We start from the raw sequence: 18,212 nt of genomic DNA on the forward strand, positions 1-18,212 counted from the left end.
GTCGGGCGCCCCGAGTGTCCGCCCGCACTCGATCTTCACGCCGCCGCCGCGGCCCGGCGCGATCACGCCGGTAACAGGACCGGGCCAACCGGCTCGTATCGAGAATGTTCGTCAGCGATTCCTCGCCACGATTCCGCCGGTGAGGCACGTCAGTGTCACCTCAAGACGTACTCCGGTACAAGCGAGCCGCGAGATCGGCCAGCGTGCGGTGGCAGGTCTTACCGGTGCGGCCCAGCGGAAGTTCGGGAAGGGTGACCAGGAACTCCGGCAACTTGCGCACGGCGAGGCCTTGGGCGGTGAGGAACGCCGCGAGTTCGGGCAGCGTCGGCGTGTGGCCGTTCCGGGTCGCCACACAGGCGCAGAGCCGTTCGCCCAGTTCGGTGTCCGGTACCGCGACACAGGCGACCTCCCTGATCGCGGGATGGTCGCCGAGCGTGCGCTCCACCTCCGCCGGGCTGATCGTGTACCCACCGCGGATCACCACGCGTTTACTCCTGCCGGTGACGTGGAGCCCGCCGCGCTCGTCGAAACGGCCGTTGTCGCCGGTCCGCACCCAGCCACCGTCCGGCCGGTATGCGGCGTCCAGCTCCGGCGCGGCGACGTGGCACAGCGGTGTCATCGGGCCTCGGGCGTGGATTTCGCCGTCGGTGATCCGGATCTCGCACACCGCGGGATCCGGTACGCCCACGCCGTTCTCCGGTCGCGTCGTATGACAGTTGACGCCGTCCGACGAGCCGTAGACGTCGATCATCTCGACGCCGAACCGTTCACGGCACGCGGCCAACGTCGACGGGGGCAACATGTCGCCGCTCGACACGATGGCCGCGAGCCCGGCGGTGTCCACGGTCGCGGGATGGTCGGCCATGCGCCGCCACATCGCGGGTACGGCGAACACGTGGGTCGGGCGGTGCTCGGTGATCAGGCGCAGCGCCGCGCCCGCCTCGAACCGGCGCGTCGAGATCAGCGTGCCACCGAGGCGGCACAGCGTCACCGGCGCCCCGAACGAGCCGAATCCCGACGTCGGCGAGACCAGGACGAGATCGCGGGGAACCTCCGTCCCGCCGTGGACGGCACGGAGGTAGTTCGCCCGCCCGCCGGCGAAGGCGTTGTGCGAGTAGGCGACCATCTTCGGCGCCGACTCCGAACCGGAGGACACCAGGATCCGTGCCGGGGCCTCCGGATTCGGACGGACGATACGCGTCGCACGGCTGGATTCACCCACCACCCGCCCGTTCCCGACGACGAACCGCACACGCGCGCGTTCGAGGAGATCGCCCGAGCCCGGCGGCAACGGCAGCACGACGGCGCCGAGCGCGAACACGGCCAGTTCCGCGACCACCGCCGCTCGTCCGGCCGGTTCCCGCACCCCGACGATGTCGGTCGAGCCGCATCCGGCGGCAGCCAATCGGGCTGCCAGCTCGCGTACGGCGGCGTCCAAGCGCGCGTAATCGAGCGATCCCTCGTCGTCGATCACCGCCGTGCGAAGCGGATGTTCGCGCACCCGGTCGCCGAAGAGCGAGTACAGATCCCTGTCCGGGCAGTGTCCACATCGGACCCATTCGCGGCGGAGCCCGGCCGGCACGAGGTCGCGCAGCACCACCCCGGTCGCGGACACCCAAGTCATGACGTGAATTCCCACGGCGACGCGACGAGTACGCAGTCATCGTGGATCAGCGCGCGGGAAAACCGGGGGTCCGCGGCGAGCGCGGCGAGGTCGTCACACACCGGCACGCTCACCGGACGGGCGCAGCGCCGCCGGGCGCCCGCGTTGAGCCTGCTCGCCGCGGACAGGAGCGACGAGTCGGCCCGCGTGGCGCCGCGGGCCAGGGCCGTCACGATGCCGTGCGCGCAGACGACCCCGCCGAACACGTCGACGATCGTCATCAGCGTCGGCGGAACGCCCGCGTAGGCCTGCACGACGAAATCCGTGCCCACCGGCGGTTCCGGCCCCAGCTCGGCACCCCACCCCGACGCGTGCGCGTACAGGATTCCGGGCCGGGCACGCGCCAGGTCGAGTGCGCTCAACGCCCACTGCCCTGCCTTTCCGGGCGCCCAGTTGTGCAGGAAGACGTCGGCGCCGACGGCGAGGTCGAGCAAATGGCCTCTGCCGTCCCGGGTGCTCAAGTCGATCTCGATGACTTCCTTGCCGTCGTTGAGCGCACGGAACCTGGCCGACGCGTCGCCGGCGATCGGCGGGACCCACCGCAGCGGGTCGCCACCCGGCGGCTCGATCCGCAGCACCGTGGCACCGAGCAGCCGCAGCAGGTGACCGGCCAGCGGGCCCTGTACCCGGCGGCATGATTCGAGGACCACCAAACCGGACAACGGGAGCGGCACCGACGGCCGGGCCTGCCGGTGCCCGCGGCCCAGCCCGCTCACCGCGAACGCGGGCAGCCGGTCGAGCCTCCGATCCGCCACCCTCACCAGCGTCATCCCGGTACGGACCGCGATCCGCTCCGCCTCCGCGACCGGCCGTGCCGCGAGAGCTTTCACCAGCCCCGGTGGCAGCGGGCAGGTCGCGGTGGCGAACCGGAGCAGGAACGGCCGCCAGGCATTCGAGATCACCCGCCCGTCGATGCCGAGTGTCCTCCAGAACCGTTGCCACACCGCCGGATCGAGTGTCTCGATCTCGTACGCGACACCGTCGGACGAACGGAACGGCGGCCCGCCGGGGAAGAAGTCCTCGGCATGGTCGTCTTCGGCCGTCGCCGCGGCCAGATACTGGGAGACGGCCAGCAAAGCCGCCTGCGCCATCGAGGTGGACACGCCGCGCAGCGGGATCCCGCGATCACGAGCGAGCCCCAATGCGACGCCGCCCAACTCGGCGAGTTCGGCCGCGAGGATGGACGCGTAGTCCAGTCCGAGCGGGGTCGGTTCGCCGAAGCGCCGGCCATGTACGTGCATGATCCCGCAGGCGGCCTGCACGTCGAGCTCACCGGCCAGCGGCAGGTCGATCGGACCCGCGACGGTCACGGCGTCCACCTCGGTGATCATGCGGGGCGCCTCCCGTGCACGGAGTACAGCACGCACGACGAGGCCCGGAACCCCGGATCCGCCATGACCGAACGCACCTCGGCGAGTTCCTCGTCGGTCATCCCCGCGGCGATCAGCCGGTCCCGCAGATGATGGGTGTGGTGGATCAGCAGCCGCAGGCCGGGCGATCCCGCCCGCCACGGGAAGACCAGCGGTACCGGGTCGACGTCGACCAGGCCCGCGTCGGCCATCGACGCGGCGACCCTGCGGCCCCACGTGCCGTCTCCGCCCGCGGTCCTGAACGTCTTTTCCTTGGCCGCCAGGAAAGCCTCGTAGACACCCGCCGCACGGGCGTCGGGTGCGAGCAGCACCGGACCGTAGGAGATGTCGAACTCGTCGATCTGCATCCAGCCACCCGGCTTCAGTGCCTGTGCCAGCTTCCGGAGGACGGCCTCCCGCTCCGGCAGATGCTGCAGGACCAGCCGGGCGTGGACGAGGTCGAACTCGCCACCCGGCAACGGATCGTGGACGACGTCGTGCCGGAGGACGGTCAGCCCCGGCCCGGTTCCGATGTGGTCGGGCTTGATGTCGGTCGCCAGCACCGATCCGGTCGGTGCCACCCTGGCGGCGAGCCACCGCGCGACGCCGCTGCCGCCCGCGCCGACTTCGAGACAGGACCAGCCCTCCCGCACGCCGGTCCGGTCCAGCCGCGCGAAGGTGGCCGGGTCGTACGCCTCGGAGAGGCACCGATGCTGCTCGGTCGCGTGGTCACTGTGGTTGTCGAAGACGTAGGCCGTCGTCACGTCCACCTTCCCGATCCGTTCGTGGCGGCCGTCCCGGTCAGCCGCTCCAGCAGTTCCAGCCGCCGCACCTTCCCGGTGCCGGTGCGCGGTACCTCGTCCCACGTGAGCGTCACCGGCTCCCCCATCGGCGGCAGATCGGCCACGGCCGCCCGCCACCGCGCCGGCTCCAGTCCGGTGTCGGTCACGACGACCGGGATCGGCGCCCGTCCCGCCGCGGAAAGCACGACGCATTCGGCGATGGCCGGAAGCCGGTCCTCGATCGCGTCCTCCACCGAGAGACAGCTCAGCCCGGGGACGCTGTCGACCTCCCGGTCCAGCAACGTCACCGCGCCGGTCCGGCTCACCACGCCGAGATCGCCGGTGTTCCACCACGATCCGTGTGCCTTGTCCTCCCAGCGGTCCTGTTCGCCCACGTAGGCCACACAGCGAGCACGGGTGCGTGCCAGGAGGAGTCCCGGAGTGCCGCGCGGGACCGGTTCGGCGGTCTCCGGGTCGACGACCCGCAGTCTGGCGAGGCCGGGCAGTGGCCTGCCGATGTCCCGCGTCGCCCGCACGGAGCGCCTGGTGAAGAACCGGAACGAGAGGGGGCCGGTCTCCGATTGACCCCAGCCTTCCATCCACAGTGGACGTTTGCGGCGGGTGGCGTTCAGCATCGTCCTGATCACCGGTGGGTGCACGGCGTCGTAGGTGCTGACGAACCGCCGGACCCGGCGAAACGGGTTCTCCGGCGAGTGCGCGAGTGGCCGCCAGCGCACGAACGTCGACGGGAGGGCTTCGATGACCGTCGGCCGATGCCGTCCGAACACCCGCTCCGCCGAGGTGGGCTCGCTCAGGATCACGATCTCCCGTGGCGCGAGGCACAGCGCCGACGCCGTCCAACAGAAGGTCCGGCCGTGCGCGTAGGCGCTGGCGTTGCCCAGCACGTCGTCGCGCCGGACGCCGAGGACAGGCCAGCGGACCGCCTCCGGCCGGGCCAGCCGGTCGATGATCGTCCGCGTCGTGTGGACCACCAGTTTCGGTGTCCCGGTCGTCCCCGACGTATGGCAGATGAGCAGCGGTTCGTCGGCGTTCCTTCGGTACGGCTCCGGCGATGGGGCGGCGGCGAAACCGTCGATGGGCAAGACCCGGTCTCCGCGTAGGGAAGGCCGATCGGTGACCACGACCGCGGCGTCCAGCCGTTTCAGCAGCACTTCCAGCGTGTCGTCCGGCAGGTGACCGGACAGCTTCGCCGCGACGGCACCGATCCGCACCGCGGCACACGCCAGCAGGTCGTAGTCCCAGTGGTTCCGCTTGACGATGGCGACCCGGTCCCCCGGCCGCACACCGGCTTCGGAGAGCCATCCCGCCACGTCCCGCACCAGCTCGGCGAGCCCGGCGACCGGGTACACGGTTCCGCGCTCGGGCGCGATGTCGAAGGGCCGGTCGAGGCGCACCGTCGTCCGCGTATGCGCGCATTCGTCGAACAACTTTCCCATGTCGTGCGGTTTCATCCGGCTCGTTCCTCCTTCACGGGGCACGCGATCCGATCGGTCAAGCGCCGCGCGGCCCGCACGCCGGAGCGGACGGCCGCTTCGCTGCACGGGCTCAGGAAAACCCAGTCGCCCGCGTAGTCGACAGCGCTCCGGCCGAGGCCTGCCTCGAAGGAAGCACGCAAGGCGAGCGCGCGGGGCGTCACCTCGGGCGCAGCGTGCCGCACCCGCCGGACCAGTGCGCGGCGGGTCGCCGCCCGCAGGCCGGGGACGAGACGCTCGGCCGCGCCGGTCAAGCGGGTCACCGCGTCCTCGTCGGTGGCGGTCAGCAGCTCCGGCACCGCGTCCGGATGGGCCATGACCGTGACCAGGCCGCGGCCCGCGGGCGCGCGGCCAGGGTGCTTCAGGTGGTCGAAGATGATCGTGGCCACCGTGCCGTTCTCCGCCGTCGGCACGATCAAGGCGTAGTCGGGACCGCCGAGCGGACGATCGAGCAGCAGATGGGCCTTGACCACCGGCGTGAACGAGCAGGCGGCGAGGAAAGCCGACCCGTGCCGCGGATACAGCTCGGCCGCGGCAGGGGCGGGCACGGCCAGCACCACGGCTTTCGCGCTGATTTCGCGCGTACCGCCGATGATCCGCGCCACGGAACCGTCGTCGACGACCTGATCGACACGAAAGCCGGTGCTGACGTCGACCCTTTCGGCGAGAGCGCGGGCGAAGGTGTCCATTCCGTCGCGGTACGCCCGCCACGTCGGCGGCGGGCCGACCGAGGTGAGCAGGGCGAGCAAGGGCGCGGCCGCCGAACGCGCCGGATCCCAGCCGAAGAACCCGGAGACGACCGGTTGCAGCAGGTAGTCCAGCAGATCCCGGTGGTGGGGCGCGGCGAACTCGGCGACGGTGCGCCCGCCCAGCCGGGAGACCTCCGGCCGCTCGGTGTCGAACTCACCCCGCATCGCCCGTACCCCGGCCAGCCGTGCCCGGAGGGACAACCCCGCTCCGGTGAGCAGCCCCCTCGTCTCCGCGACGCCGGACCTGGGTCTGCCCCGCCACATCGCGATGCCGCGGCCGATCCGGGGAGCGGCGGCGTCGTCGATGCCCAGCTCCGCCAGCAGCCGCCAGGTCTCGCGATAGCCCTGCTCGGCCATCTGTTCGGCGCAGGTGTCGATCAGGAAGCCGTCCTCGCGCAGCGTCGTCATCCGGCCACCGACCACGTCGGCCGCTTCGAACACCCGTACTTCGCGCCCGGACTTGCCGAGCTGGTACGCGGTGGTGAGCCCGGCGACGCCGGCGCCGACCACCGCCACCTCGACATCGGTCACGCGATCACCACCAGGTTCACCACGACCAGGCTCAGCACGGTGATCCGGTGGATGCGGATGCCGAGCAGCCGGGCCCGCATGATGTCGCCCAGCGCGAACCCGAGCCAGAGTTGCCAGACCCGCGACACGAGGGTCGGGAGCAACGCGAGGGGGAACCACCACGGGCCACCGAGCGCGGGCACGGCGAAGATCAGGGCGAACTCCGCGGCCGACACGGCGATCACGAAGAACATGTTGCCTCGCGGCGAGGTCAGCGCCGCGACCGTCGGCCTGCCGACCCGCCGGTCACCGTCGACGTCGTTGGTGTTGGAGTACACGCCGAACAGCAGCGGCCCCAGCCCGAAGAGCAACGCCTGGGCGAGCGCGAAACCGGTGAACTCGCCGGACGCGAGGCCGTACGGCGCCAGTACGAGCGCCCAGCCGAGCGCGGCGATGAAGAACTCCTGGAAGCCGTGGTAGCTGAGCTTCACGCCCCAGGAGTACTGCAGCGAGAAGAAATAGGTGACCACGATCAGCACGACAGTCCACACAGGACGGTGCGGCGCGATCGCGACGGCCGTCAGCCAGAGCAGGGCGCCGACGACGGCCGTCGCCCACGCGAACCGCAGCACCTGGCCCTCGTCCAGGGTTCCCGCCACCAGCGGTTTGCGGTACCGCTTGCGCTGGGGGTCGTCCGGTGAGTAGTTCGTGATGTCGCTGCCGTCCCGGTATCCCGTGAGATCGTCGAGGGCGACCATCGCCGCGATCACGAAGACCTCGCCGAGCAGGAACACGCCGACAGAGGCCAGGACTCCGCTGTCGAACCTCACCGCCGGCGCGAGCAGCGTCCACACCACGACCACGCCGAGGTAGTAGTCGACGATGTCGAGTTTCGCGAGCCGGAAATACGCCTTGCCGCGAGTGGCGGCCAGTGTCGTCATCGCCGGTCGTCCAACGCGATCAACGCGGCGAAGGACCGGTCACCGCCGTAATGCAGGTCGTGCCGTTCGAGCAGGCGGGAGCCCGGGAGCAGGGCCAGGTACTCCTCGACGGTCCGCAACCGCGAGAACCTGCCGACAGGGATGTCCGCTTCCTCGTATTCCACGAGAACGAGGTGACGGGCCGCCGCGGCGATCGCCCGGCACGCTTCGACGATCTCGTCGTCGTCCAGTACATGCATCAGCACCCAGACGCAGACGGCGACGTCGAACCACTTGTCCTGCCACGGCAGCCGCTGGACCGTCGTCCGCACGAATTCCACAGTGGACAGATGTGCGCAGTTCTCCCTTGCCAGCGCGAGCATGCGCGGGGTCATGTCGATCGCCGTCACCGTACGGGCCCGCGCCGCGATCGCCGGGGTGATCCGGCCCATCCCGCAGCCGATCTCCAGCGCGGCCCCGACATCGCCCAGTGAACGCAAAAGGCCGGTGACGAGCCGGATGGTGCGGGTGGTCGTCTCGGCCGCGAGTTCGGCGGGCTGCGAAGCGCGCATGACGCGGGACAGCCCGGCGCGTTCCGCACGCCTGTGCCACTCCTCGGCGACCTCGCTCGGTGCGGGCGTCCGGGTGATCTGCTGCATCACGACTCCTTCGCGAACTCGCACACCGCGTCCGCGATGCGTTCCACCTGCTCGTCCGTCAGATGGGGGTAGATGGGTATGGCGAGAGTGCGCCGCGCGGCCAGGTCCGCCGCGGGCCAGGTGTCCGACAGGCGGGTGTACCGCGCGAACGCGGGTTGCCGCGGCAGCGGTGCCGGGTAGTAGACGTGCGAGCCGATCCCCCGCGCCGCCAGATGGGCACGGAGTTCGTCCCTGCGCTCGGCGAGCAGCGAATAGACGTAGTAGCACCGCCCGTCCTTCGCCGGGGGCGGCGCCAGCACCCCGCAGCCCGCCAGGTCGGCGAAGCGCTCGGTGTAGTACTCCCCGATCCGTGCCCGGCGTGCGAGCCGCCCGGGAAGACCCGGGAACCGGTACAGCTGGAACGCGGCCATGATCTCGTCGAACCGGCTGTTGTAGCCGACCCGGTGGTACAGGAACCGGTTCTTGCCGTCCTGGCCGTGATTGCGCAGCATCCGCACCGCCGAGGCGAGTTCCGGATCGTCGGTCACGACCATGCCGCCCTCACCCGGCATACCGAACGTCTTCACCTGGACGAACGAGTACACACCCGCGTCGCCCCATCTCCCGGCGGGCGTGCCCGCGAGGGTTCCTCCTTGCGCGACCGCGGAATCCTCCAGCAGCCGCACGCCCGCGCCGGACGCGATCCGGCGCAGCGCGGGCATGTCCGCCATGACCGAGAACATATGCGCCGGCATGATCACTTTGGTCCGCGCGGTGACCAGCCGGGCGACCGCTTCGGGATCGACGACCATGGACCACGGGTCGATGTCGGCGAACACCGGCGTCGCGCCGAGCGAGGCGGGCGCGGCCGCGAGCGGTGCGCAGCCGAACGCGGGCACGATCACCTCGTCGCCGTCGCCGACGCCCATCGCGCGCAGCACCAGCGTCAGCGCCGAAGTTCCGCTGCCGCAAGCGATCGCGTCCGCCGCGCCGACCGAGTCACGGATCGCCGCTTCGAAACGGGCCGTCTGGTCGCCGAGGATGAACTTCTGCTCCGCCGCGAGGCCGACGCGGCGGACGATGTCCAGCAGTTCGGCACGGTCCTCGTCGAAGAGATCGGGCGGGAAGAACGGCAGTGTCATCCACGCCGCCCGCGGTAGAACGCGCGGATCGAGTCGCAGACACGGTCACAGTCCCCGGTGGACATGTCCGGATACAGCGGCAGCGCGAGGGTACGACGACAGGCGTTCTCGGCGTTCGGGAAATCGCCCTTCCGGTGGCCGAGCCCGGCGAAGCAGGGTTGCAGAGGCAGCGGCGACGGGTAATAGACCTCGGTCCGCACACCGTCGGCCGACAGATGCGCCGCCAAGTCGTCGCGCGACTCGACCTCCACCACGTAGACGTAGAACACGCTGTCCGGACGCGCCGATGGCAGCTTGCGTACCCCCTCGACGTCCGCGAGCGCCGCCGTGTACCGGGCGGCCAGTTCCGCGCGGCGAACGATGTCGAGGTCCAGCCTGGTGAGCTTCGCGAGGAGGACGGCGGCCTGGATGTCGTCCATCTTGCTGTTCACGCCGGGCAGGCCGGTCGCCGTGGCGATGGCGGGGAAATCGGCGATCGTGCCGCCGAACCGGCCGTGGTGGCGGAGCGCGTCGGCGGTCTCGGCGATCCGCCGGTCGTCGGTGAGGACCGCGCCCGCGTCACCGAGCGCGCCCAGCGTCTTGGTCGGGAAGAACGACAGCACCCCGCCCGCCCCGAAAAGCCCGGCGTGCTTGCCACGATGGCGCATGCCGATGGCCTCCGCGCTGTCCTCCACCACGGTGAGCCCGAGCCGCTGAGCCACGGCGAGGACGCCGTCGATGTCCGCGAGCCGGGAGAACAGATGCGTCGGCATGACGAACCGGGAGCGCTCCCCCGCGGCGTCCGCCACCGCGGCGGGGTCGATGCCGTACCCGTCCGGCTCGATGTCGGCGAAGACCGGCCGGCCGCCCGCGAGCACGACCGAGGTGGCCGACGCACCGAAGGAGAAGGCGGGGACGACCACTTCGTCACCCGGCCGCAGACCCGCCGCCCGCAACAGCAGGACCAACGCGTCCGTGCCACTGTTGACCCCGATGACGAACTTCGCGCCGGTGTAGCCGGCCAGCGCGGATTCCAGCTCGGCCACCTTGCGGCCGTGCGAATACTTGCCATTTTCGATGACATCGAGAATATGTCGTCTGGCACTGGGCCACGTTCGCTCGAATGTGCTCGATTGGTTGAAAAATGACACCGACAGCGTACCCACCTCCGATGGCGTTGAGACCCGTTCCCGAGCGTAGGTCAGGAAAACCGGCCACTCGGCAGGTTCGCACTTCCTGGTCAACTCACGCGGAAAGTATTGACACTCGATCATCGCGGATGTCAGTTTTGCGATGTATTCCGAATGGGAAACTCCGAGGAGCAGGCTCACCAGTGCGTTCACTCATTGTGGGACTCGGCCGGGCAGGCGCGGGTCTGCATCTGCCGGTCTTGGCCAAACTCCGTACCCGAACCCCGCAGCTCTTCGACGACGCTCCCGTCACCGCGTGCGAATTGCGACCGAACGTCGCCGCACGGGCAGGTCTCGAGGTCATGTCGACCATCGAGGCCGCGGCCGCCGGGCTCGATCCCTCCCGCACCGTCGCGCACGTCTGCACACCGCCGACCGAACGTCTCACCGTGCTCTCCGAACTGGCCACGCTGGGCTTCCGCAAGGTGATCGTCGAGAAGCCGCTCGCCGCCGACATCGACGACCTCGCGCGGATCATCCGCCTGCGCCGCAAGTACAAACTGCATATCGAGGTCGTCGAGCCCTGGCTCGCCAGCACGCTCACCGCGCGGTTGGCCGAGCTGATCCGCAGCGGCCGCTTCGGCGCTCCGAAGTCCATCGGCATCGTGCAGAACAAACCGCGCTTCCGCCGGTCGCTCGTGACGCCGGGACATCCGACCGCCTTCGACGTCGAGCTGCCGCACGGAGTCGCGCTCGCGCTGCGGCTCGCGGGCGCCGCGCGGGTCACCCACGCGTCCGGGACCGATCTCGAGGTCGCCGGGAACGTCGGCCCCCGGATGGGCGGGGCCACCGTCGGTCTCCGGCACAATTCGGGGATCCACACGGAGATTTGTTCGGATCTCACCTCACCGGTACGTGAGCGGCGGGTCACCGTCGACTTCGAAACGGGTACCGCGGTCGGGCATTTCGCGGTGAGCGGCGACGACCACCATTCGCAGCTGACCCTGCGGTCGAGCGGCCGGTCCGAGCACGTCGTGCTGCGCGACGACGCCATGACGGAGTGGATGTCCGTGGCCTACCGGAAGTTCCAGGTGGACGGGGAGCAGACGCAGGGGTTCACCTTCGCCACCGAGGTGGTGCAACTGCTGTCGGTGGCCAAGAACATCTGCGCGGAACCGGTCTCGCGCCCCGAACCCGACGCGGTGGCGGCCCATGCCGACTGACCCGGTGTTCGCCGGCATCACCGATGAGGCGGCCGACGACCTCGGCGGCCAGATCGCGGCGCTCGACGCACTGGGCTGGCGGATGATGGAGCTGCGCACCCTCGATCGGATCCCCGTCGCCGACCTCACCGACGAGCGGTTCGACGAGGTCGCGACGACGCTGGCGGACAAGGCGATGAGCGTGGTCTGCCTGGCGTCCCGGATCGGTGGCTGGGGCAGGCCGATCACCGGCGACTTCCGGCACGACCTCACGGAACTGGACGTCCTCGCCAGGCGAGCCCGATCGATCGGCACCCGCTACCTCCGGATCATGTCGTATCCCGATGACGGCCTGAGTGAGCACGACTGGCGTCGCCGGGCCATCGCGAGGATCACCGTTCTCGCCGAACGCGCCGAACACCACGGCGTGACGCTGCTGCACGAGAACTGCTCGGGCTGGGCGGGCACGAGTGCCGAGCGGACACTCGAACTGCTGGACGAGGTCGCGAGCCCGGCACTGAAGTTGTTGTTCGACACCGGAAACGGCGTGGCCCACGGCTACGATGGATTCGACCTGCTCGCCGATATCGCCGACCATGTCGAGCACGTGCACGTCAAGGACGCGGACGAGCACGGCTTCACCGTCCCCGGCGAGGGTGAAGCACGCGTGGCGGACTGTGTGAAGTTTTTACAGGCCAACGGATACAGCGGCGCGTGGTCGCTGGAGCCGCATCTCGCGATCAAACCCCACGAGCCGGGTGTGCTCGCCAGGGACGCCGCGGCCACGTTCGTCGCCGCGGGCCGGGCGATGGCAGGGCTGTTCCGGTGATCCGCGAGGACCGGGATCTGCTGCTACGGCTGCTCGCCCTGCCGACGGCCGGTCCGCTCGAAACGTCCGGCGAAATCCGCCTCTGGGAGGCGATGCGGGACTACGCCGACGCGGCGGCCGGGATCGGTTTCGAGACGCTGTACCTCGGCAGCCCGGAACCCTCGGTGCTGGGCCGGCCCGGTGTCCCGGTCGCGGTCCGCGAAGCCGGACCGGAATTCCTCCCCTGTCAGCCGAGCCTGGTCCTCCGGCTCGGCCCGCCCACTCCCGCCGTGATGTTCAACGTCCACCTCGACACCGTGGCGCCGTTCGAACCGGCGGGTTTCGACGGAGTCCGGTTCACCGGCCGTGGCGCGATCGACGCCAAAGGGCCCGCGGTGGCGCTGCTGGCCGGGGTCCGGGCCGCCGTCGCGGCGGATCCGGCGGTGGGCAGGGACGCCGGTGTGCTCATCCAGGCCGTGTCCGGTGAAGAGGGCGGCGCGATGGGCACGTTCGGCACGCGGCCGCTCGTCGAGGCCGGATTCCACGGCGAACTCAACATCTTCTGCGAGCCGACCGGCCTGCGCTACCTGCCCCGCTGCTCGGCGTCGATGACCGCGTGCGTGCGAGTGCGCGGGGACGACGCGATCGACGACGAACCGCACCGGGGACACAACGCCACCGTCCTGCTCGGCTTCCTCGCTCAGCATCTGGCGCTCGACCTGGCGGAACACGGTCGAGTCTGCCTAGCGGGGCTGCACACCGGCCGCCTGCACAACAGGGTGTACGGCAGCGGCGAGCTTCTGCTCAACATTCCTTACGACAGCCGGGAAGCGGCGTCGAAGATGACCTCCGCGCTGGAGGACGGCCTGCGGTCGGGGCTCGCCGAGTTCGGCACCCGGTTCCGCGAAACACCCGCCTTCGCCCGTACCGCGGCCGACGCCGTGGCGATCACCGAGGTCCGCTGGCTCAAACGCGACCTGCCCGTCCTGACCGCGCGGGACATCCCGCTGCTGGACGGGCTGGCTCCCCGCTGGCCCGACGACGAGCCCGGCTTCACCTGCGACGCCCTCTGGCTCGCCGACGTCCCCGGCACCCGGACGGCCGTCCTCGGCCCCGGTTCCCTGGGCGGCAACAACGCGCACTCCGCCGGGGAGTACGCCGGCGTCGAAGAACTCGACAGGTTCAGTGATCTCGTCCGCGAGATCGTCGTGCGATTCAGCCGGAACGAAGGAGCTTGACCGTGCTGATGCCCTATCCGGAGCTTCTCTCCCTGGTCACCAGGATCTTCGTGGACCGTGGCGTTCCCGGGGACCGGGCGGCGATCGCGGCCACCGCGTTGTGTCATGGTGACCTGACCGGGGTGACCTCACACGGACTGGTCAACCTGAGGCGGCTGTACCTGCCACTGCTCGACGACGGACGCGCCGATCCGGCGGCGGATATGGTGATCCAGACCGATCTCGGCGCCTGCGTCCTCGCCGACGCCCGGCGCACACTGGGGTTGTGGTCGGCGTCGCAGGCCATGGAACTGGCGTGTGCCAGGGCGTCACGGTACGGCATCGGGATGGTGTCCCTGCGGGGCGCCACGCATATCGGCTGCGCCGGTCACCACGCCGCGCGCGCCGTCACCCACGGCATGATCGGCCTCGTCGCGTCGAACTGCGGCGGGCAGCGCATCGCCCCGCCCCCGGGCGGCGCGGCTACGATGCTCGGCACGAACCCGCTCGCGCTGGCCTGCCCCGCCGGTGACGCGCACCCGTTCGTCCTCGACATGAGCACCACCGTCGTGCCGACCGGGCGCGTGCGGGCCGCGGCGAGGGAAGGCCGGGCGATCCCGCCGGGGTGGCTCGCCACCGACGACGGCGCACCGGTGACCGACGCCGCCGCGTTCGACCGAGGGGACGCCCACCTGCTGTGGCTGGGCGGCGACCCCGAAACGGGCGCCTACAAGGGATTCGGGCTGGGCCTGCTCGTCGAAGTGCTCGGCGCGCTGGTCTCCGGCGCCGCGCTCGGCGCGCTGTCCGCCGACGGGAACCGTGACGACGACATCGGCGTCCTGACGCTGGCGATCGCACCGGAACTCCTGCGCGGCGGATTCGCCGCCGACGCGACCGCGCTCTTCGCCGCCGTGCGTGGCTGGCCCGCCCGTGACGCCGCCGTCCCGGTCGTCTATCCCGGCTGGCACGAGGGTGAACGCGCGGCCCGCTTCCGTGCGCACGGAGTGCCGGTGCCCGACGAGGTCTACGCGGAACTGCACGCGGTGCGGGAAAAGGCGGCCGGATGATCCGGGTCGGTGTCGTGGGGCTCGGTGTCATCTCGCGCTTCTACCTCGCCGCGGTGGAAAGGTCCCGGGCGTTCGAGCTCGCCGCGGTCTGCGATCTCGACCCGGCGGCGCTCGCCGGAATCACCGTGCCCGGCTACCGGGATCACCGGGAGATGCTCGCCGCCGGAGGGCTCGACGCGGTGATCGTGACCGCGCCCAACGACGTCCACGCGTCCGTGTGCCGGGAGGTGCTGGACGCCGGCCTGCCGGTGTGCGTGGAGAAACCGCTCGCCACCGGGCTCCCCGACGGCGAGGATCTCGTGGCGAGAGCGGCGCGGCGGGATGTCGCCCTGTTCACCGCGTTCCACCGCAGGTACAACGCCAACGTGCGGACGCTGCACGAGGCCCTGGCGGGCCGGGCACCGATCGCTTCGCTGACGGTGCGCTATCTGGAGCGGATCGAAGAACACGTCGGCGGTGATCGCTGGTACCTCGACACCGCGCGCTGCGGTGGCGGCTGCGTGGCGGACAACGGCCCGAACGCGCTCGATCTCGTCCAGCTGTTCCTCGGATCGGTGGCGCTGCGGAGCGCGCGGATCACGCGGGACGCCAACGGCGTCGACAGGCAGGCGACACTCGTGCTCGAGAACGCGGTCGTGGAACTCGACTGGTCGTTTCCCGGAGAAGTCAAGGACATCGAAGTGACCCTGACCGACGGCACCGTCCTGCGGGCCGACATGCTCGACGGCTTCCCGGAGTTCAAGGAATCGCTCTGGCACGAGTACGACGGGTTGCTGCGGGACTTCGAGGAAGCCGTGCGCAAGGGCGGGGCCTGGCGCGACAGCGGTCTCACCACTCTGTCCATAGTGGACGAGTGCTACCGGAAGGAGTGCGATGCGCGAGGACGGGCCGAAGCGGGAGATCACCGGCACGGTGGTGAAGGTGCTGGTGCATCACCGTGACGATCGGGGAATGAGCCTCGAGCCGTTCGCCAGCCGATGCGTTCGCGCCGGTGAGATCCACGAACTCGTCACGACCAGCCACGACGACACGGAGCCCGGAGCGCCGATCGATCGTGTCGGTTTCCTCGGCTTCGCCGAAATAGACCGGGCAGGCGTGCTCGACCGAGGCGACGAGCTGTGGATCGGCGGCGAACTCGTCGGCACCGTGCTCGGCTTCGACGGATGCCATTTTCCCAATCACTACAACATTCTCATCAGCGTCACGCGGCCCGTCACCGGCGAAGAGCTCGGCTTGAAGCCGGAACTGGAAGTGCGTTTCCGCGGCAGGTGGTGAGCGGCCCGGAGCCGGGCCGCTCACCATATCGCCGCTACGTCACCGTCACTTGCCCAGCAAGGGCACGTCCGATTTGCCGAGATGGTAGTCGCGTACCGCGTGCACGAGTTCGTCGACGGTCAGTTTTCCGTTGCCGTTCACGTCGATGGCCCGGAACGCGGGGGCCACGGCCGAGGACTCGACACCGATGGCCGCCAGCCACTTGGCGAACTCCTGCTGGCTGACCTCGCCGTCGCCGTCGGTGTCGCACAAGCCGACGATCGCCGCGATGGTGGGACGGACCACACGATCGAATCCCGAGTCGCCCTCCTGGAAGATCTGCGCCTCGATCACCTCGGTGAACTGCCTCTCGCTCAGAGCGCCGTTCGGGCCGGCACCCGCCTTACCGGCCAGGTACTCGTACATCGCCACGAAAGAGTCTTTCACCGCACGAGCTTGGGGCGACGCCGGGTCTTCGCCGAACGCGGTGATGATCCGGCCGGCTTCGGCCTCGAGATCGGACTTCTCGATCTTGCCGTTACCGTTGACATCCCACTTCTCGAAACGCTTCTTGAGCCTGTCGTTCTTGACCGCCGTGGTCATTCGTGCACACTCCTTTTCGCGTGGACTCGGAAGAATCTGCGGTACGCGTGTGTCGGCCGGCTCTCGACCCGGCGGACACGGTCAAAGACGGACGACCTCCTCTCCGGGAACCTGTCCCGTCACGTCGAACAGCAGCCTGGCCGTCGAGGTCAGCCGGCTGAGGTCGTAGGCGCGGTGCGCCACCAGCAGGACGGTGACGTCCGCGGCGAGAAGCACCTCGTCGAGGTCGGCGGCCGGTGGCCCCAGTTCGGGTACGGCGCCGGCCACCGGATCGTGGTAAGACACGTCCGCGCCGAGCGCGCGCAACCGGACGGCGATCCGGATGGCGGCGGACTCGCGGGTGTCCGCCACATCGGCCTTGTACGCGACGCCGAGCAGCAGGACTTTCGCTCCCCGCAACGCTTTCCGCTGTCCGGCGAGCAGGCGCGTCACCCGGTCGACCACGTGCTCCGGCATCCGGTCGTCCACGAGGCGGGCGGCGTGCACGACGCCGAGTGAGGTTCCCTCCCGATCCGCCTTGTCCAGCAGGTATTTGGGGTCGACCGGGATGCAGTGCCCGCCGACACCCGGCCCCGGCACGAAGGGCATGAACCCGAAAGGTTTGGTCGCGGCGCAGTGCACCACGTCCCACACGTCGACCCCGATCCGGTCGCAGAAGATGGAGATCTCGTTGACGAGAGCGATGTTCACGTAGCGATAGGTGTTCTCCAGAAGCTTGGCCATCTCCGCTTCCCTGGTGCCGCGCGCCACCACGACCGTGTCGACGAAGCGCCCGTAGAACGCCGCGCAGTATTTGGCGCACAACGGGGTGTGCCCGCTGATCACTTTCGGCGTGTTCCGGACGCCGAAGCGGCGGTTGCCCGGGTCGACGCGCTCGGGCGAGTAGGCGAGCGCGAAGTCCTCGCCCGCGGTCAGGCCGTACTTCTCCAGGATCGGCCGGACGATTTCGTCGGTGGTGCCGGGAAAACTCGTCGACTCGAGCACCACCAGCGTCCCTGGCCGCAGGTGTTCGGCCACCGTCTCCGCCGCGGAGCGGACCGCGGCGAGATCCGGCCCGCCCGCCGGGTCCAGACCGGTCGGGACGCAGAGCACGATCGTTTCCGCGGTGCCGACTACCTCGGGATCGGTCGTCACCGTGAAACCGCTCGCCCGCATGGCCCGCAAACGGCTCGCGGTCACGTCGGGCACATGCGAACGCCCCTCGGCCACGGCGGCCGCGACCCTCGGCGAGGTGTCGTAGCCGGCGACCGACAACCCCGCCCCGCAGGCGGCCTCGGCCAATGGTAACCCGACGTATCCGACTCCGATTACGACAAGATCGACGGACACGGGACCCCCTCAAGTCTCGATGTCGTGCGAACCGATCAGCTGACCGAGAACGAACCGGTTCCCGCCGGGACGTGAGAACCGAACCCTGCTTGGACCCGTATCCCGGGCATCAAGCAGAGCGGATCGCCGTAGATGACCACTTCGGCCGAGGTCAGATTGGCCAGGACATGGGCAGCGATGGGGAGTTTGTGGCAACCCTCGGGGTTCCGGTAGGTGTCCAGACGCTGGAACTCCGTCGAGAAGACCACCACTTCCCCCGCCGCGGCCTGGGCAGGCGGACTCGCGACGATCAGCAGGGCACCGGCGGATGCCGCGCTCAACGCGGCGATGACAAGACGGTTCATCGAATGCCTCCACATCCAAGATCACGACTTCAC

At 70.1% G+C, this 18,212-nt stretch carries 18 protein-coding genes; 6 read left to right on the forward strand and 12 right to left on the reverse strand.

Annotated elements, in window-relative coordinates:
* Positions 1-160 precede the first annotated feature (160 nt).
* From AC069H_RS18455 to AC069H_RS18495, 9 genes are read right to left on the reverse strand one after another with little or no spacing between them, the layout of a single operon-like run.
* Positions 161-1,624 (reverse strand): class I adenylate-forming enzyme family protein, encoded by a 1,464-nt coding sequence (locus AC069H_RS18455; protein ID WP_478233121.1) that lies wholly within the window; start codon positions 1,622-1,624, stop codon positions 161-163.
* Positions 1,621-2,994, reverse strand: coding sequence for a CoA transferase (locus AC069H_RS18460; protein WP_478233122.1), 1,374 nt, complete (start codon positions 2,992-2,994; stop codon positions 1,621-1,623). The genes AC069H_RS18455 and AC069H_RS18460 overlap by 4 nt, the downstream gene beginning before the upstream one ends.
* On the reverse strand, positions 2,991-3,782 hold the full coding sequence (locus AC069H_RS18465) for a class I SAM-dependent methyltransferase (protein WP_478233123.1): 792 nt from the start codon (positions 3,780-3,782) through the stop codon (positions 2,991-2,993). Before AC069H_RS18465 ends, AC069H_RS18460 begins: the two co-directional genes overlap by 4 nt.
* Positions 3,773-5,266, reverse strand: coding sequence for a class I adenylate-forming enzyme family protein (locus tag AC069H_RS18470; protein ID WP_478228033.1), 1,494 nt, complete (start codon positions 5,264-5,266; stop codon positions 3,773-3,775). Before AC069H_RS18470 ends, AC069H_RS18465 begins: the two co-directional genes overlap by 10 nt.
* Positions 5,263-6,567, reverse strand: a complete 1,305-nt coding sequence (locus tag AC069H_RS18475) for an FAD-dependent oxidoreductase (protein WP_478233124.1) — start codon at positions 6,565-6,567, stop codon at positions 5,263-5,265. Before AC069H_RS18475 ends, AC069H_RS18470 begins: the two co-directional genes overlap by 4 nt.
* Positions 6,564-7,487 (reverse strand): UbiA family prenyltransferase, encoded by a 924-nt coding sequence (locus AC069H_RS18480; protein ID WP_478233125.1) that lies wholly within the window; start codon positions 7,485-7,487, stop codon positions 6,564-6,566. The genes AC069H_RS18475 and AC069H_RS18480 overlap by 4 nt, the downstream gene beginning before the upstream one ends.
* On the reverse strand, positions 7,484-8,125 hold the full coding sequence (locus AC069H_RS18485; RefSeq protein WP_478233126.1) for a class I SAM-dependent methyltransferase: 642 nt from the start codon (positions 8,123-8,125) through the stop codon (positions 7,484-7,486). The genes AC069H_RS18480 and AC069H_RS18485 overlap by 4 nt, the downstream gene beginning before the upstream one ends.
* The gene (locus AC069H_RS18490; protein ID WP_478233127.1) at positions 8,125-9,246 is read right to left on the reverse strand and encodes a DegT/DnrJ/EryC1/StrS family aminotransferase; all 1,122 of its coding nucleotides are present in this window, start codon (positions 9,244-9,246) and stop codon (positions 8,125-8,127) included. The genes AC069H_RS18485 and AC069H_RS18490 overlap by 1 nt, the downstream gene beginning before the upstream one ends.
* Positions 9,243-10,391, reverse strand: coding sequence for a DegT/DnrJ/EryC1/StrS family aminotransferase (locus AC069H_RS18495; RefSeq protein WP_478228038.1), 1,149 nt, complete (start codon positions 10,389-10,391; stop codon positions 9,243-9,245). The genes AC069H_RS18490 and AC069H_RS18495 overlap by 4 nt, the downstream gene beginning before the upstream one ends.
* A gap of 167 nt (positions 10,392-10,558) precedes the next feature.
* Here AC069H_RS18495 and AC069H_RS18500 point away from each other — a divergent pair, with 167 nt between their 5' ends.
* Genes AC069H_RS18500 through AC069H_RS18525 form a run of 6 tightly spaced genes read left to right on the forward strand, consistent with a single transcriptional unit; the run spans position 10,559 to position 15,924 of the window.
* Entirely contained in the window at positions 10,559-11,578 is a 1,020-nt protein-coding gene (locus AC069H_RS18500) for a Gfo/Idh/MocA family oxidoreductase (protein WP_478233128.1), read from the forward strand.
* The gene (locus AC069H_RS18505; RefSeq protein ID WP_478233129.1) at positions 11,568-12,386 is read left to right on the forward strand and encodes a sugar phosphate isomerase/epimerase family protein; all 819 of its coding nucleotides are present in this window, start codon (positions 11,568-11,570) and stop codon (positions 12,384-12,386) included. Before AC069H_RS18500 ends, AC069H_RS18505 begins: the two co-directional genes overlap by 11 nt.
* The gene (locus AC069H_RS18510) at positions 12,383-13,603 is read left to right on the forward strand and encodes a M20/M25/M40 family metallo-hydrolase (protein ID WP_478233130.1); all 1,221 of its coding nucleotides are present in this window, start codon (positions 12,383-12,385) and stop codon (positions 13,601-13,603) included. The genes AC069H_RS18505 and AC069H_RS18510 overlap by 4 nt, the downstream gene beginning before the upstream one ends.
* Positions 13,600-14,649, forward strand: coding sequence for an Ldh family oxidoreductase (locus AC069H_RS18515; protein ID WP_478228042.1), 1,050 nt, complete (start codon positions 13,600-13,602; stop codon positions 14,647-14,649). The genes AC069H_RS18510 and AC069H_RS18515 overlap by 4 nt, the downstream gene beginning before the upstream one ends.
* Positions 14,646-15,590 (forward strand): Gfo/Idh/MocA family protein, encoded by a 945-nt coding sequence (locus AC069H_RS18520; RefSeq protein ID WP_478233131.1) that lies wholly within the window; start codon positions 14,646-14,648, stop codon positions 15,588-15,590. Before AC069H_RS18515 ends, AC069H_RS18520 begins: the two co-directional genes overlap by 4 nt.
* Entirely contained in the window at positions 15,523-15,924 is a 402-nt protein-coding gene (locus AC069H_RS18525) for a DUF6917 domain-containing protein (protein WP_478228044.1), read from the forward strand. The genes AC069H_RS18520 and AC069H_RS18525 overlap by 68 nt, the downstream gene beginning before the upstream one ends.
* Positions 15,925-15,969: 45 nt before the next feature.
* Here the strand turns inward: AC069H_RS18525 and AC069H_RS18530 are convergent, their stop codons facing one another.
* The 3 genes from AC069H_RS18530 to AC069H_RS18540 all read right to left on the reverse strand — a co-directional run bounded on the left by AC069H_RS18530 (position 15,970) and on the right by AC069H_RS18540 (position 18,179).
* A complete protein-coding gene (locus AC069H_RS18530; RefSeq protein WP_478228045.1) occupies positions 15,970-16,506 on the reverse strand; it encodes an EF-hand domain-containing protein in 537 nt (178 codons plus the stop codon).
* Between the two features lie 81 nt (positions 16,507-16,587).
* Positions 16,588-17,835 carry a nucleotide sugar dehydrogenase gene (locus AC069H_RS18535; RefSeq protein WP_478228046.1) on the reverse strand — a complete coding sequence of 416 codons (1,248 nt, stop codon included), beginning with the start codon at positions 17,833-17,835 and terminating at the stop codon, positions 16,588-16,590.
* Between the two features lie 35 nt (positions 17,836-17,870).
* Complete coding sequence (locus tag AC069H_RS18540) at positions 17,871-18,179, reverse strand: hypothetical protein (protein ID WP_478228047.1); 309 nt, start codon at positions 18,177-18,179, stop codon at positions 17,871-17,873.
* Positions 18,180-18,212 lie beyond the last annotated feature (33 nt).

This window comes from Amycolatopsis sp. NPDC043887 (genome assembly GCF_056435665.1).